At 73.4% G+C, this 14,955-nt stretch carries 15 protein-coding genes; 3 read left to right on the top strand and 12 right to left on the bottom strand.

The genetic code is table 11. From position 1 onward, the window contains the following. Window positions 1-92 precede the first annotated feature (92 nt). Together ACRB68_RS23490 and ACRB68_RS23485 are read left to right on the top strand one after the other, a co-directional pair. Complete coding sequence (locus tag ACRB68_RS23490) at window positions 93-494, top strand: HAD domain-containing protein (protein ID WP_153535970.1); 402 nt, start codon at window positions 93-95, stop codon at window positions 492-494. 128 nt (window positions 495-622) lie between these two features. Beyond that, window positions 623-1,177, top strand: a complete 555-nt coding sequence (locus tag ACRB68_RS23485) for an NADAR family protein (protein ID WP_153535969.1) — start codon at window positions 623-625, stop codon at window positions 1,175-1,177. On the opposite strand, the gene ACRB68_RS23480 is transcribed toward ACRB68_RS23485, so the two are convergent. From ACRB68_RS23480 to ACRB68_RS23440, 9 genes are read right to left on the bottom strand one after another with little or no spacing between them, the layout of a single operon-like run. Then, window positions 1,174-2,274, bottom strand: coding sequence for an alcohol dehydrogenase catalytic domain-containing protein (locus ACRB68_RS23480; protein ID WP_153535968.1), 1,101 nt, complete (start codon window positions 2,272-2,274; stop codon window positions 1,174-1,176). The genes ACRB68_RS23485 and ACRB68_RS23480 overlap by 4 nt on opposite strands. Next, entirely contained in the window at window positions 2,271-2,990 is a 720-nt protein-coding gene (locus ACRB68_RS23475) for a dienelactone hydrolase family protein (protein ID WP_153535967.1), read from the bottom strand. Before ACRB68_RS23475 ends, ACRB68_RS23480 begins: the two co-directional genes overlap by 4 nt. A gap of 11 nt (window positions 2,991-3,001) precedes the next feature. Then, window positions 3,002-3,973 (bottom strand): TAXI family TRAP transporter solute-binding subunit, encoded by a 972-nt coding sequence (locus ACRB68_RS23470; protein ID WP_153535966.1) that lies wholly within the window; start codon window positions 3,971-3,973, stop codon window positions 3,002-3,004. Further along, on the bottom strand, window positions 3,970-5,556 hold the full coding sequence (locus tag ACRB68_RS23465; protein WP_153535965.1) for a bifunctional 3-(3-hydroxy-phenyl)propionate/3-hydroxycinnamic acid hydroxylase: 1,587 nt from the start codon (window positions 5,554-5,556) through the stop codon (window positions 3,970-3,972). Before ACRB68_RS23465 ends, ACRB68_RS23470 begins: the two co-directional genes overlap by 4 nt. Continuing rightward, on the bottom strand, window positions 5,553-6,257 hold the full coding sequence (locus ACRB68_RS23460) for a class II aldolase/adducin family protein (protein WP_328594649.1): 705 nt from the start codon (window positions 6,255-6,257) through the stop codon (window positions 5,553-5,555). The genes ACRB68_RS23465 and ACRB68_RS23460 overlap by 4 nt, the downstream gene beginning before the upstream one ends. Beyond that, window positions 6,254-7,351, bottom strand: a complete 1,098-nt coding sequence (locus tag ACRB68_RS23455; protein ID WP_153535964.1) for an alcohol dehydrogenase catalytic domain-containing protein — start codon at window positions 7,349-7,351, stop codon at window positions 6,254-6,256. Before ACRB68_RS23455 ends, ACRB68_RS23460 begins: the two co-directional genes overlap by 4 nt. Continuing rightward, window positions 7,348-8,328 (bottom strand): cupin domain-containing protein, encoded by a 981-nt coding sequence (locus ACRB68_RS23450; RefSeq protein ID WP_153535963.1) that lies wholly within the window; start codon window positions 8,326-8,328, stop codon window positions 7,348-7,350. Before ACRB68_RS23450 ends, ACRB68_RS23455 begins: the two co-directional genes overlap by 4 nt. Before the next feature lies 1 nt (window position 8,329). After that, window positions 8,330-9,310: a TAXI family TRAP transporter solute-binding subunit gene (locus ACRB68_RS23445; RefSeq protein ID WP_153535961.1), complete on the bottom strand. Its 981-nt coding sequence runs from the start codon at window positions 9,308-9,310 to the stop codon at window positions 8,330-8,332. A 17-nt stretch (window positions 9,311-9,327) separates the two neighbouring features. Next, on the bottom strand, window positions 9,328-10,146 hold the full coding sequence (locus ACRB68_RS23440) for a fumarylacetoacetate hydrolase family protein (RefSeq protein ID WP_153535959.1): 819 nt from the start codon (window positions 10,144-10,146) through the stop codon (window positions 9,328-9,330). 150 nt (window positions 10,147-10,296) lie between these two features. Here ACRB68_RS23440 and ACRB68_RS23435 point away from each other — a divergent pair, with 150 nt between their 5' ends. Continuing rightward, window positions 10,297-10,791, top strand: coding sequence for a VOC family protein (locus ACRB68_RS23435; RefSeq protein WP_153535957.1), 495 nt, complete (start codon window positions 10,297-10,299; stop codon window positions 10,789-10,791). 72 nt (window positions 10,792-10,863) lie between these two features. On the opposite strand, the gene ACRB68_RS23430 is transcribed toward ACRB68_RS23435, so the two are convergent. From ACRB68_RS23430 to ACRB68_RS23420, 3 genes are read right to left on the bottom strand one after another with little or no spacing between them, the layout of a single operon-like run. Next, a complete protein-coding gene (locus ACRB68_RS23430) occupies window positions 10,864-11,955 on the bottom strand; it encodes an ABC transporter ATP-binding protein (RefSeq protein ID WP_153535954.1) in 1,092 nt (363 codons plus the stop codon). Next, window positions 11,952-13,742, bottom strand: a complete 1,791-nt coding sequence (locus ACRB68_RS23425) for an ABC transporter permease (protein ID WP_153535952.1) — start codon at window positions 13,740-13,742, stop codon at window positions 11,952-11,954. The genes ACRB68_RS23430 and ACRB68_RS23425 overlap by 4 nt, the downstream gene beginning before the upstream one ends. Next, window positions 13,739-14,824, bottom strand: coding sequence for an ABC transporter substrate-binding protein (locus ACRB68_RS23420; RefSeq protein WP_235959867.1), 1,086 nt, complete (start codon window positions 14,822-14,824; stop codon window positions 13,739-13,741). Before ACRB68_RS23420 ends, ACRB68_RS23425 begins: the two co-directional genes overlap by 4 nt. Between the last annotated feature and the right edge of the window lie 131 nt (window positions 14,825-14,955).

Raw genomic sequence — 14,955 nt, 5'->3', positions numbered from 1 at the left:
TTCGATCTTTCGGTTCCCGGATGAAACGTACCGGTTCGCCCGCCCGGCCCGCCCGGCAAGATCGAACTTTCGCGCCCCGGTACCGTCCTCCCATGACCTGGGGCATCGGCGGCGTGCCGCGGCCGGGCACCCGCCCGGCCGCCGAACCGCTCCTCTACCTGGACGTCGACGGCGTCCTCAACCCCGAAGACCCCGCGGGCCGCTTCACCGCCCACACCGTCGGTTCCCTCACTCTTCGCATTCCCGACACCCACGCCGCATGGCTGCGCGAACTGTCGGCCGCCTACGAACTGATCTGGGCGACCACCTGGGAGCACCACGCCAACGCGTACATCGCCCCGCTCCTCGGCCTGCCCGAACTGCCCGTCGTCGAGTTCACCGCCTACGAGCCCCGCCCCGACGACCCGCGCTGCACGCCGCTCCAGATCCCGCAGATGTACAAGTGGGCGCCGATCCTGCGCCACGCGGACGGCCGCCGCTTCGCGCCGGCCTGACCCGCCGCCACGTGACCCGCCTACTCCATTGGAGCAGCCGCGGCTAAGGCGGCTGCCTGCTCCTTCGCTCGCTTCGGCGGCGGGGCTAATGGGTCGCGGGTCTGGCGGGGCTTTGGGACGATCCGGGGATGGCGGATATTCGGGATGTGGCCGGTGTGGTGCAGGCGCAGGCGCGCGGAGAACGGATCAGGTTCCTGTTCTTCTGGGGGCATCGGCCCGGGGCGTCCGGGGTCGGCGCCGGGTGCCTCAGCCAGTGGTGGGACGGGGCGCCGTTCACCGTGGACGGCACCACCTACGCGACCGCCGAGCACTACATGATGGCCGGCAAGGCGCGGCTGTTCGGGGACGCTGAGATGGAGCGGCGCATCCTGGAGGCGGCGCACCCCAAGCAGGCCAAGGACCTCGGCGGCCAGGTGCGCGGGTTCGACCAGGAGACGTGGAACGCGCACCGGAGCGAGATCGTCGTGCAGGGCAACCTCGCCAAGTTCGGGCAGCATCCCGAGCTCGGCGCGTACCTGCTCGGCACCGGGGAGCGGGTGCTGGTCGAGGCGAGCCCGATGGACCGGATCTGGGGCATCGGGCTCGCCGCCGACGACGAGCGGGCCGGGCAGGCCGCCCGCTGGCGCGGCCTGAACCTGCTCGGCTTCGCCCTGATGGACGTCCGCGCGCGGCTGCGCGGCTAGGGGTTCACGACCGCCATCCAGATCGGCTCGCTGCGGTCCCGCATGGCGGCGACGGCGCGTTCGGCCTGCGCCAGCGGGAACCGGTGGGTGATCAGCTCATCGGCGTCCAGGACGCCCCGGCCGAGCAGGTCCAGCACCTCCTGCGCATCCGTGCGAGTGCACGCGCGGGTGCCCACGAACCGCCAGCATCTGCTCATCCAGATGCGGGCGGGGATGGGCAGCGGGCCCGGGTTGCCGCCCATGTGCACCAATGTGCCGCCGGTGGCCATCGCCGCGGCCGCCTGCGCCATCACCGGGCCGTCCGGGACGAAGTCGAGGACGGCGTGGACGCCCTCGGGCGCGATCTCCCGCAGCCGCCGGGTGAGGCCCTGCGCGGCGGCCCAGCCGTCCGGCAGCTCCCCCAGCGCGACCGTCTCGGTGGGCAGGCCGCCCGCGAGCCGCCGGACGGCGGCCAGGCGTTCGGCGCTGCGGCCGACCAGGACGAGCCGGGCGACCCCGAAGAACGGTGCGAGCTTGACGGCGGCGGTGCCCATCGTGCCGGTCGCCGCGGTGACGACCAGGGTCGCGCCGAGCGGGAGGTCGGCGCACTTGAGCGCCCGCACGGCGTTGGCCAGGTCGTGGACCTTGGCGCCCACGTCGAAGCCGACCCGGTCCGGCAGCGGGTCGAGCAGCCAGTGCGGGACGCGCACGTACTCGGCCAGCCCGCCGTCGTGGTAGGCGTCGTACAGCGGCGTCGGCGCGTCGCCGAAGGAGGCGTGCCCGACCATCGCCTGCTGGGCGCACATCATCTCGCGGTCGGTCCGGCAGGGGACGCAGTTCCGGCAGGTGAGGTTGGGGTGGAGCCGTACCCGGTCGCCCTCGGCGAACCCGGTGACGCCGGCGCCGACGGCGGCGACGGTCCCGGCCGCCTCGTGGCCGAGCGTGGTGGGCAGGTGCTTGAACGCGCCCAGCTCCAGCAGTTTCATCATCCCCGGGGCGAGCCCGGCCGCGGCCACCTTGACCAGCACGTCGCGCGGGCCCGGCTCGGGTACCGGGACCTTGGTCAGGTGCAGCGCGGTGGAACCCTTGAGCGCCTGTGCGGCGAGCATGAGGTTCATGCGGCGGAGTCTCCCAGGCGCTGCTGGAGGAAGGCGTGAGTGCGGTCCCAGGCCTCGGTGGCAGGGCCGGGCCGGTACATGTGCGGGCGGGCGTCGCATGCGAACGCGTGCCCGGCGTCGGCGTAGACGTGCTGCTCGAAGTCCACGCCCGCCTTCCCCAGCGTCTCCTCGATCGCGGCGACCTGCTCGGCCGGGATGGTCGGGTCGTCGGCGCCGACGTGCAGCAGCATCGGCGCGTCGATCGACGCGGCGCGGTCCAGGACGGCGTGCGGCCCGGCGGCGATGCCCGGCCCGTAGAACACGACCGTGCCGGCGAGCCCCGGGATCGCGGTGGCGGCGGTGAACGCGGCGCGCCCGCCGAAGCAGAAGCCGACGACGGCGGTGCGGCCCGCCGCGACGCCCTCTTCCTGGGCCAGGTGGTCCAGGACGGCGCGCACGTCGGTGACGATCGCGTCCGGCCCGATGGCGCCGATCAGCGGCATCGCCTCGGCGTGCTGGTCGTAGGCGAGCGTGCCCACGCCGTTGCGGTGGAACAGGTCGGGCGCGAGCGCCAGGAGACCGTGCTCGGCGAACCGGCGGGCGATGTCCTGGATGTGCTCGTTGACGCCGAACGCCTCCTGGAGCACGACCACGGCCCGTCCGGTGGGCGCGGCGGGCCGGGCCGCGTACACCCGCATCGGCCCGTCGGCGGTCTCCACGGTGATCCAGTCCTGCATGTCGTCCTCCTCTAGTCCGTGGGCAGCGCGTCGTAGTAGCGGGCGGCGCCCGGGTGCAGCGGGATCGGGGCGCGGCCCATCGCCACCGGGTCGAGCGGGTAGGTGACCGGGCTGCGCTCGGGCGGGATGTGCCGGTACTGGCGTTCGAGCAGGTCGCGGGTCTCGCCGAGGACCCAGGCGATGGCGTAGGCGACGTCCTCGGGCAGGTCCGAGCGCGTCAGCACCAGGAAGTCGGAGAAGTCCAGGGTCTGAAAGCGCGGGCAGCCGGGGAAGTAGCCCTCCTCGATCACCGCGGACGGCCAGGCGTGGTCGGCCCGCAGCCCGTCGAGGACGTCCTGCTCCACTTCCAGGAAGTGCATGTCGCCGCCGAACTCCTGCCAGTGCGGCAGCATGACGGCCTCGTGCACGACCGTGTCCGCGCGGCCCGCCAGCACGTGGTCGAACGACTCGAACGGCCGCTCGTCCTCCAGGAACGTGCCGCCCCAGCCGCGCACGTCCACGCCGGAGCGTTCCAGCAGCTCGTGCGCGGCGAGGCCGACGTGGTTCACCCCGTCGTTGACCGAGGTGGCCACGGTGAGGGCGGGCTTCGCGGCGCGCAGTTCGGCGAACGAGGTGATGCCGAGCGCGCGCCGCACCCCGACGACGAGCCGGTCGCGTTGCGGCACGACGCCGAGGGCGCGCAGTTCGGGGAAGGCCTCGCCGTGGTGGATCCCGCGCCCGTCCAGCGCGGCGGCGGCGAACGCGGCGGGCGTCGTCAGCGCGACGTGCACCTCGCCGTGCCCGACCGCGCGCACGGCGTCGGTGAAGCCGCGGCCGTTCCAGACGGCGATCTTGGTGTGCGGTCCGCAGCGGTCGGTGAGCTCCTGGGAGATCCAGCCGCAGACGCGGTGCAGGTTGGCCATGCCCCAGTCGCCGCGCAGGTGCAGCGTGAGCGACCGGGCGATCGCCGGTTCGGGCGGGCGCGGGGCGGGTGTGGTGGTCATGGGGTCCTCTCGGGCGACACGGTGATGTGGCGGGCCAGGGCGGCGCCGACGCGCGCGGCCTGGTCCGGCGGGAAGACCGCGGCGATGTAGCGGTCGGGTTTGACCAGGACGAACCGGCCCCGGGCGCCGGCCAGGGCGGCCTCGAGGCGGCCGTCGGCGTCGGCGACGGCCTGCCGTTCGCCGCGCGGCCGGGGCAGGCGCTCGCCGAGGCGGACCTCGACCCGGGTGACCGGCGGGAGCGCCGCCGCGGCGCGGTCCCAGGCGGCGGCGCCGACGTCGACGCCGAGCAGCGCCAGGCCGGTGCCGAGCACGTCGTCGAGCAGGCGCGGGCGCAGGCTCGGCGGCACCAGCACGCGCGGCTGGGGGAGTTGGGTGCCGACGAGCCGCTCGTCCCCCTGACCGGTGCGGACGACCAGGCCCGCGGTGTGCACCGCGCGCGGGCGGAAGCGCATCTCGCACAGGTAGCGCCGTCCCCACGGGGTGAGGAGCAGGGCCCGCACGGCGGTGTCGCGGAGCCGTCCGCGCATCGGGTCGACGGTCATGACGACCCGGCCGAGCCGCTCGGAGAACTCGACCATGGCGGCGGCGTGCGGGCGGCGCTCGGCCTCGTAGGTGTCGAGCAGGCTCTCGGCGGCGCGGCCGTGCCACACCTCGGCCAGTTTCCAGGCCAGGTTGGCGGCGTCGCGGACGCCCGAGTTGAGGCCCTGCCCGGCGAACGGCGGCATCATGTGCGCCGCGTCGCCGAGCAGGAAGCAGCGGCCGTCGCGCCAGCGGTCGGCGACCACCGCGTTGAAGGTGTAGTTGGTGCAGCGCTCGACCTGGTCGGGGGTGATGGCGCGGTAGGGGGAGACCAGCCGCTCGATCGTGGCGAAGTCGGGCCGGGCGCCGCTGTCGCCCTCGCCGGGCCGGAGCCGGAACTCGTAGCGGCAGCGCCCGTCCCGGCCGGGCACGATCACGGTGGGCCGCTCGGGGCGGCCGAGGTGCATGCCGTAGCGCTCGTCGTGCTCGTCGCCGAGGGTGTCGGCGACGAGCCAGACGTCGCGGTGGCTGGTGCCGGTCATGCCGATGCGCCGCAGCTCGCGGATCGTGCTGCGGCCGCCGTCGCAGCCGAGCACCCAGCTCACCGGCAGGTCGGTGACGCCGTCGCCGGCGCGCAGGTGGGCGACGGCGCCGTCGGCGGCGTCGCTGACCGCGACCAGCTCGGTCGCGAACCGCACGTCCGCCCCGTCGCGGTCCTTCAGCGCCTGCAGCAGCAGGCGCTCCAGCTCGGGCTGGGCGAACTGGTTCTTGAAGGTGTAGCCGAGCCGGTAGGGCTCGGGGCCGCGGGCGTGGAACAGCGGCCGGCCCTTGCGGTCGTAGTAGCGGGTGCCGGTGCCCGGGACGACGATGCCGAGCACGGCCTCGGCCAGGCCGGCCGCCTGCAGGGTGCGCAGCGACTCGTCGTCCAGGCTGATCGCCTTGGCCTCGTCGCTGGTGGCGGCGTTGCGCTCGGCCAGCACGACCGGCACGCCCCGGGCGGCGAGCAGGTTCGCCATGGTCAGCCCGACGGGGCCGGCGCCCACGATGAGGACGGGGAGGTTCATGTCAGTTGTCCTTTCGCGCCCTTGCGGGCGAGGTACTCCCACCCCGCGTCCAGCTGTGCCGCGGGCCAGCACTCGGCCCGCTTGGCCGCGGCCTCGGCGGCGTCCGACCACACCCGCACGGGCCCGGCCGCCATCGCCGCCAGCTGCACCCGGCAGGCGCGGTCGAGCAGGACGGCGTGCATCACCGCGGCCTGCGCGCTCGGTCCCGCCGCGACGAGCCCGTGCTTCGGCATCAGCGCGGCGGGCGCGCCGCCGAGCGTGTCCGCCAGCGCCGCGCCGAGCTCCGGCGTCCGCACCAGGCCGCCGGTCGCGGTGAACCGCGGCACGTCCGCGCCGCCGAACAGGGCGCCGTCGTGCGAGATCGGCAGGAGCGGGACGCCGAGCGCGGCGAACGCCACCGCCGCCTCGGCGTGGGTGTGGACCGAGCAGTGCAGCTCCGGCCGGCGCCGCAGGATCTCCAGGTGGATGTGACACTCCTTGTGCGGAGCGCCCTCGCCTTCGACGACCTCGGCGTCGAAGGAGACGAGCTGCACCCGCTCCGCGCCGATCTCCTCGAAGCCCCAGCCCGGCGCCTTGATCCAGATCCCGCGCCCGGCGGGGTCGCGGACCGCCGCGTGGCCCCACACCAGGTCGGACTGGCCGGCCGCGGCCAGGGCGCGGTTCGCCTCGGCCGCCGTCGCGCGGGCCTGCGCGGGCGTCACGGCCGCACCACCGCCATCCAGATCGGCTCGGCGCGCCGGTCCATGGCGGCCAGCGCGTCGTTGACGTCGGCGAGGGCGTACCGGTGGGTGATCAGGTCGTCGGCGCGCAGCGCGCCCGACCCGAGCAGGTCCAGCGCGGCGGCGGTGTCGGTGCGGGTGCAGCCCCGGGTGCCGACGACGCGCCAGCAGCGGTGCTGGAGGTCGCGGGCGGAGTAGGGGAACGGGGACCTGTTGCCGCCCATGTGCACGAGCGTCCCGCCGGTGGCGAGGGCCGCGGTGGCCTGGGCGGTGCCGGCGCCCTGCGGTAGGAAGTCCAGCACCGCGTCGGCGCCTTCGGGGGCGAGTTCGCGCAGCCGCGCGGTCAGACCGTGCCCGCTCTCCCAGCCGGCGCCGAGTTCGTCCAGCGCGACGGTCTCGGCGGGCAGCGAGCTGAGCGCGCGCACCGGGTCCAGCCGCTCGGCCGAGCGGCCGACGAGGACGAGCCGGCCCGCGCCGAAGAACGGCGCCAGCCGCACCGCCGCGGTGCCCATCGTCCCGGTCGCCGCCGTGATCACGAGTGTGCCGCCGGGCGGGAGCGCCGCGCACTTCAGCGCCCGGACCGCGTTGCCGAGGTCGTGGACCTTGGCGCCGACGTCGAACCCGACGCCCGCGGGCAGCACGTCCACCAGCCACGACGGCACCCGCACGTACTCGGCGAGCCCGCCGTCGTGGTAGCGCTCGTACAGCGGCATCGGGCCGTTCCCGTGCGCGCCGTGGCCGATCATCGCGGCCGACGGGCACATCTGCTCGCGGTCGCTCCGGCAGAACCGGCAGGTCCGGCACGCCAGGACGGCGTGCACCCGCACCCGCGCGCCGGCGAGCGCGGCGTCCACCTCGGCCCCGGCCCGCACCACCGTCCCGGCGATCTCGTGGCCGGGCACGGCGGGCAGGTGCCGGAACGCGCCGCGGGCCAGCAGCTTGGGCAGGCTCGGCGCCAGGCCCGCCGCCTTCACCTCGACCAGGACGTCGTGCGGTCCCGGCTCGGGCACGGCGATCCGCTCCAGCCGGAGCGGGCCGGTCCGCTCGTGCGCCCGCGCCGCCAGCATCGGCGTCATCGCAGCCGCTCGATCTCGGCGGCCGGCAGCCGCTCGGCCGTCCTGGTCGTCTCGGCGACCTGCGGCAGCTCCCGCGCCGACACGACCGTGAGGTGCGCGCTCGGCTCGTGGTGGATGCCGGTGAACGCGATCCCCACCGGGATCCGCACGAAGTCGCCGGGCTCCAGCGTCACCGTGCCGCGCTGGGTGACCAGCGTGCGCCGCCCGCTGATCTGGTACTGGACCTCGTCGGCGTTGCGGATGCGGCGGTAGACGCGGCCGTCGGACGCCTCGGCGAACGTGCGCCCGATGAACACGTGGGAGGAGGTGTAGAGCCAGGTGGTGCCGGGGGTGTCGGCCGGCTTGGCGATGCGCAGCCGCTCGGACTCGGACTTGGCGTGCTCCAGCAGGGTCAGCTCGTCGATCGGGGCCATCACCACGTCGTGGCCGGGCCCGGCGAGGCACTCGGTGATCAGTTCGTTGGTGACGACCGGCTCCCAGCCCTCGAACGGCGGGACGACGAACTCGGAGGTGCGGTAGTGCGGGTGCGCCTCGGCGACCGGCGCCGGCACGTAGAACAGGATGTGGATGTCCTCGCGGCCGAAGTTGTCGTGCGCGACGCCGACCGGCAGGCGGGAGAAGTCGCCGGGCACCAGGTCGACGCTGCCGAGGTCGGTCATCAGCGACCTTACCCCGGTGACCTGGTAGGACATCTCGTCCACGTCGCAGTTGCGGTGGTAGAACGGCTGCCGGTTGTTCATCGTCTGCCATTCGAGCCGCATGAAGTCGCTCTCGTAGACGCCGCGCGGGTGGGCGAACGGCTGGTGCACGTAGTCCGGCGGGAAGTGCACGACCTGGATCTCGGGGTGGTCGCGCCAGCGCTTGCGGCCGTCGGGCGGCATCAGCGGCTCGGCCAGCAGCAGCTCCTCCCGGCGCTCGAACACCCGCGGCGGCGCGTCGAAGGGGAAGGACTCGAAATGCTCGTGCACGGTGCCCATGTCAGTTCTCCTCGGTGAGAGCGGCGGGGGAGAGATAACCCTTCTCGCGGTAGTACGCCTCGGCCCCGGGATGCAGGGGCACGGGCAGGCCGCGGCAGATCTCGCGCATGTCGACCGGGGCGGTCATCGCGCGGGTGGGCCCGGTGAAGCGGGCGGAGATGGCGTCCTTCTGCTCGTCGATGGCCCGGACGGCCAGGTAGGCCAGCTCGTCGGGCAGGTCGTCGGCGCAGTAGAGGATCCAGCCGGAGAAGTCGATGGTCGGGACGTCGCGGTCCAGCCCCCGCAGCCGGCCCTTCTCCAGCACCCCGGCGGGCATGCCCAGCGCGGTGCAGTGCGCCATGACGTGCTCGTCCAGCGGCAGGAACCGCAGGTCGTACTGCGTGGTGAGCTTCTGCCAGCGCACCGTCATGATCGCCTCGTCGAAGACGGCGTCGAAGGCGGGGTCGGCGGGCACCGCGTCGGGGGAGTTCTGCGAGCGCGGCCGGTCGCGCAGCACCCGGCCGCCCCAGCCCTCCAGGTCCTCCTGGGTGAAGCCGTGGCAGGCCAGGATCTCGTCCATCACCCAGCGCGCCGGATGCCCCATCTCGCGCGTCGGCATCGAGATCTTCAGCGGGATCCGGCCCGCCGGGATGTCGGCCAGGCCGGTGATCCCGGTCTCGGCCCGGACGGCGAGCGCGAGCCGGTCGTCGTGCGCGAAGGCGGCGACCGCCTTCAGCGGCAGCGGCTCGGGGTAGGGCCCCTTGCCCGCGCACGCCATCGCCAGGGCCCAGTTCGGCGTGGTGACGCCGAACTGGTAGCGGCCCTCGGCCACCAGCCGGGGCCCGTCCATGCCGAGCGCGGCGGGCGGCGTGCCGGTGACGGCCGCGATCGTCGAGCCGTCCGGCAGCGGGCTGCCGTAGCCGCCCATGCCGTTGGCCAGCAGACTGCCGATGTTCATCCAGTTCTGGCCCGGACACAGGATCCGGACGTCCACCGCTCGCATGTCGCCTCCCCTCCCTCTCACGCCTCGGCGCGCACGGTGTTGCGCAGCGTGCCGATGCCGCTGATCTCCACCTCGACGATGTCGCCGTCGGCCAGGAACACCTGCGGGTCGCGCCGGTAGCCGACGCCGCCGGGGGTGCCGGTCAAGATCACGTCGCCGGTCTCCAGCCGGGTGAACTGCGAGACCACCCGGATCAGCTCGGGCACGTCGAAGATGAGCCGGTCGGTGGTGGCCGACTGCAGCTGCCGGCCGTTCAGCCGCAGCGCGATGTCGAGCGCGCCGGGGTCGAGCTCGTCGGCGGTCACCAGCACCGGGCCGAGCGGGGTGGCGCCGTCCCAGGCCTTGCCCTGCATCCACTGGTGGGTCAGGTACTGGAAGTCGCGCATGGTCACGTCGTTGCAGATGGTGTACCCGAGGACGTGGTCGAGCGCCTTCTCCCGCGGGATCCGGCGGCCCGGCGTGCCGATCACCACGGCCAACTCGGCCTCGTAGTCGACCTGCGCCGACTCGGGCGGGAGCGCGATGGGGGCGCCGTGGCCGATCAGGCTGGAGGCGAACTTGGGGAACAGCACCGGGTAGGTCGGCAGCTCCCGGCCGGTCTCCTCGATGTGCGAGCGGTAGTTGAGGCCGACGCAGAAGACCTTCTCGGGGCGCGCGACCGGCAGCAGCGTCAGCCCGTCCAGCGGCACGCTCTCCTCCGCCGCCGCCCCCGCGAGGGCGCCGGGGGAGAGGTGCCGGTCGATCCGGTCCACTCCGCGCAGCCGGTGGACGCGCGTGCCGTCGACCCGGCCGACCGCCTCGGCTCCGTCCCCGTCCAGATAGGCGACCAACCGCATCCCGGCTCCCGTCGTCGTGCTGTCCTGATTTTCAGAGCAGCCATCCTGTATTTCGAAACAGGTTAGGCCTAGAGGGGGTGCGGGTCAATGCGTTAGCCTCGTTTCAGAAATCAGGATCTCACTCCTGAAATTCAGGACAAGGAGCGGCACATGGCCATCGCCGAACTGGGGCACACCGGACTCTGGGTCTACGACCTCCCCCTGATGCGGGACTTCTACGAGCGGGTGCTCGGCCTGACCGTCACCGACGAGGACGCCGAGCTCGGCATCGTGTTCTTCAGCTCCCGGCCGGACGAGGAGCACCACGAGTTCGTGCTCCAGACCGGCCGGACCGCCGAGCCCGGCGCCAAGCAGCAGCACCAGATCTCGTGGCGGGTGGAGACGCTGGAGGACATCCGGGCCTTCCACCGCACGTTCCAGGAGGAGGGCGTCGAGGTGCAGCAGGAGGTCACCCACGGCAACGCCTTCGGGATCTACTTCTTCGACCCCGAGGGCAACCGCAACGAGGTCTACCTGCGCCTGGACCGCGACGTGCGGCAGCCGTTCCGCAAGAGCATCGACTTCGGGCTGCCCGCCGAGCAGATCTACGCCGAGGCCGACCGGCTGCTCGCCGACGGCGGGCCGGCCTACCAGCCCGTTCAGTGAGCGGGCCGGTGAGCAGAGGCCGCTGAGCAGGAACCGAAGGCGCGGTGCCCGCGGGCACCGCGCCTTCGGCGTTCACGGCGAGCCGATGACCGAGATCCGGTCGGCGGGCAGCTCCAGCCACACCGTGTCCCCGGAGGCGGCGGTGAGCCCGGGGTCCTGGCGCGTCACCCAGACCGTCTCTCCCACGCGGACGTGGCAGTCCACGCACTCGCCCACGAACATCACCCGCTCGACCTCGCCCGTGATCACGTTCGGCGTGCCGGCCGGCTCGGACAGGTGCAGCCGCACCGCTTCGGGGCGCACGGCCAGCAGGACCTGCTCGCCCGTCTTGCCGCCGTCCGCGCCGGACGCGACATCGAGGGCGCCCACCGGCGTCTCGACCCGCCCGCCCGCCGCCCGCGTGCCCTCCAGGAAGTTCGTCGTACCGACGAAGTCGGCCACGAACCGCGTCCCCGGCCGCTGGTAGATCTCGCGCGGCGTGCCCTCCTGGGCGATCCGGCCGGCCTGCATCACCGCGATCCGGCCGGACATGCTGAGCGCCTCGTCCTGGTCGTGCGTCACGAACAGCGTCGTGATGCCGAGCTCCTGCTGCAGCGAGGCCAGCTCGGCGCGCATCGCCTGGCGCAGCTTGGCGTCCAGGTTCGACAGCGGCTCGTCCAGCAGCAGCAGCTTCGGCCGCCGGACCAGCGCGCGGGCGAGCGCCAGCCGCTGCTGCTGCCCGCCCGACAGCCGCGTCGCCATCCGGCTCTCGTACCCCGCGAGGTGGACGGCCGCGAGCGCGCTCTCGACCCGCCGCGCGATCTCCTTCTTCGCCACCTTGGGGCGGCTCACCCGGAGCGGGAACGCGGCGTTGTCGAAGACGCTCATGTGCGGCCAGATGCCGTAGCTCTGGAACACCATGCCGATGTCGCGCCGCTCGGGCGGCACGAACCGGCCCGCCTCGGTCACCACCGTGCCGTCGATGACGATCCGGCCCCCGTCCGGCCGCTCCAGCCCGGCCACGGCGCGCAGCGTGGAGGTCTTGCCGCAGCCCGACGGCCCGAGCAGCGTGTAGACCTCCCCCTCCCGGACCTGGAAGCCGACGTCGTCGACGGCCTGGACGGTGGCGCCGCGGTCGGCGAACCCCTTGCGCAGCCCTTCGACCGCCAGCGGCGTGCCCGTCATGAGATCGCCTTCCCTTCGTTCTTGCGCGTGAGCAGGAGGAACAGCACCACGATCGGGGTCATGCAGCCGATCATCAGCAGGGTGAGCGCGGAGGACGCGCCCACCTGGCCGGTGCTGAACAGCGTCCACGACGCCACCGAGAGCGTCAGGGTGTCCTGGCCGCCGACCAGCGTCGGCACGGTGAGGTCGCGCAGGCTGAGCAGCGCCAGCCACAGCCAGGTGTAGGTCAGCACCGGGCGCAGCAGCGGCAGCGTGATCCGGCGGACGGCGGTCCAGGACCGCGCGCCCGACATCGCCGCGGCCTCCTCCAGCTCGGTGTGGATCTGCAGCAGCCCGGCGTTGAACATGCGGGTGCCGAACGCCAGCTGGATCAGCGCGGTCACCACGACCAGCAGCGTCAGCGTGCCGTACAGCCCGTACCAGCCTCGGGTCCAGTACAGCGCGGCGATCATCGCGCCGAACGCGAAGACGGTGCTCGGCACCGCCTGCGGCAGGAACGCGACCAGGTCGTAGACGAACCGGTGCCGGCCCCGCGAGCGGACGACGACGAACGCGAACGCCAGGCTCATCAGCACCGCGAGCGTCGGCGCCAGCACCATGAGCTCGGCCGACGTGCGCAGCCCGCGCCCGACGAACGCCCAGTCCAGGTGCCGGTAGTTGTCGAGCGACACCACCTCCAGCGCCTTGGCCGACGGCTTCTGCACGAACGGCAGCAGCGAGATCCACACGACCATGAGCATCGGCAGCAGGGTCGACCAGAGGAAGTAGCCGCCGACCAGCAGCCAGGCCGCCCAGCGCCACCGGCCGAGCCGGACGCGGGCCGGGCGGTGGCCCTTGCCCGCCACGACCTGGTACTTGCGGCCCGCCCGCAGCGTGCGCTGGTACCACAGGCTGAACGCCAGCCCGAGCAGGATCATCACGCCGCTGAACGCGGCCGGCACGCCGTACTCGGGCTGCCCGGCCGAGGGGTTGGCCGCCACGTACAGGTAGCTGCTGAACACATAGATCCGGTTGGACAGCCCCATGATCAGCGGGATGTCCAGCGAGGAGATCGCGATCGTGCCGGCGAACAGCCCGGCGCCGAGCAGGCTGGGGCGGATCAGCGGCAGCGTGACCCGCCGCAGCACCGTCCACGGCCCGGCGCCCGACGCCCGCGCCGCCTCTTCCAGCGACCCGTCGAGCGTGCGCAGCCCGCTGGAGACCATCGTGAAGACCAGCGCCGACAGCGCGAGGCCCTCGACGAGGCCCATGCCGGCCAGCGACACGATGTCGACCGGGGCCTCGGCCAGCCCGAACCCCTCCATCAGCCACTGGTTGACCGCGCCGATGCGCGGGTGGAACAGGAAGATCCACCCCATCGCGGTGAAGAAGCCGGGGATGAGGATGCGCAGCACCATCACCGTGCCGACGGTGCGCTCCCAGCCGAAGTCGGTGCGCTCCACCAGCAGCGCGATCGCGGTGCCGAGGAACAGCGCCACGGCCAGGGTCACCGCGACGTAGACCAGGGTGTTGCGCACGACCTCCCACACCTGGGCGTCGCCGAACAGCGCCCGGTGGTTGGCCAGGGTGAACGCGCCGTCGGGCGAGCCGTGGGCGCGGAAGCCGAGGACGACCACCAGCGCGAGCAGCCCGGCGACGCAGAGGGCGGGCACGGTGATCAGGGCGGTCGGGACGGCCAGCGCGGAGGGCCGCCGCCGGGGCCGGCCCCCCTCGTCCGGCGGTCGCGGCGGGCGGGGCGGCGCGGTCCCGGCGGAGCCGCCGCCGGGACCGGTGGTGAGCTGCGTCATTTGTTCGTCAGCAGGGAGACCAGCTCACCCTTGAACTTGGGGTTGTAGAGCTCGGGGTGGGCGAGGGTGAACTCGTAGTCGACGCGGGTGAACTTCACCCCCTGCTTCTCGTACTCGGCGAGCTGCCCGGCCGTCCGGCTGCCGGCGACGCGGTGGTTGTCGGCGAAGTCGTGTTCGAAGACGATCTTCTGCGCCTCGGGCGTCAGCAGCCAGCTCACCCAGAGCTTGGCGGCGTTCGGGTGCCGGGCGTTCTTGGGGACGGCGGCGTAGCGGGTGGAGGTGATCGCCGCGTCCTTCAGCACCGCGGTCTTCAGCGGCGCGCCCTGCGCGGCGAAGACGTCGGCGATGTTCTTGCCGCAGGAGATCCACATCGCGGCGAACTCGCCGGAGGCGATCCGGTTCAGCTCGCCGCAGCCGAGGAAGCCGGCCGCCTTGAAGCCCTTGAGGTAGGCGCGCAGCCCGTCGGCGCCCATGCCCTCCTTGGTCCCGAGCACGTTGAACTGCGCCGCGTAGGGGGTGCTGGCGACGGGCTTGCCCACCTTGAGCACGTCCTGCGCGGTGGCGGGCACCGCGTTCTGGGCGAGCTGGGTGGTGTTGTAGGTGAAGCCGGGGATGAGGTCGACGAAGGTCAGCGCGCTGCCGTCGTTGTTCGCCAGGCCCTTGGTCCACGGCGCGAACGCGGTCCAGTCGACCTTCGCCAGCACGTCGTCGCGCTTCGGGCCGAGGCCGAGGACGAGCTCGGGGCTGCCGAGGTAGGCGTCGGTGGAGGCGGGCGACTTGGCCTTGTACTCCTGCGCCAGCTTGGCGGCGTTGCCCGGCTGGTTCTGGTTGGGCGTCAGCGTGATCTTGATGTCCAGCCCGTACGCCCGCTTGAAGGTGTCGGTCAGGACCTTGCCGGTGTCGCGCCCGTCGAAGCCCCAGTTGAGGTCGAGCGCGCCCTCCTTCTTGGCGGCGGCGACCAGCTCGGCCAGCGCCGGGGTGGCGGCCAGCCGGTCCTTGGCGGCGCCCGCCGCCTGGGTGGCGGCGGCCTTGTCGCCGGTGTCGGAGCCGCAGCCGGCCGCGGCCCCCGCGATCAGCGTCATCAACGTCGCCGCCGTCACGGCGGACCGCCACGGCCGGCGCGTGCCCGGCCCTCTCGGGTGGAGCCCCATCCGAACCCTCCTCCTCGGCCATGTCCCGCTTTGCGGGACAGTGGTCCTGAATTATGCAACTG

This window comes from Actinomadura macrotermitis, from assembly GCF_009604375.1.
GTDB classification, from domain to species: Bacteria; Actinomycetota; Actinomycetes; order Streptosporangiales; family Streptosporangiaceae; genus Spirillospora; species Spirillospora macrotermitis.
This window is presented reverse-complemented; position numbering and strand designations above follow the sequence as displayed.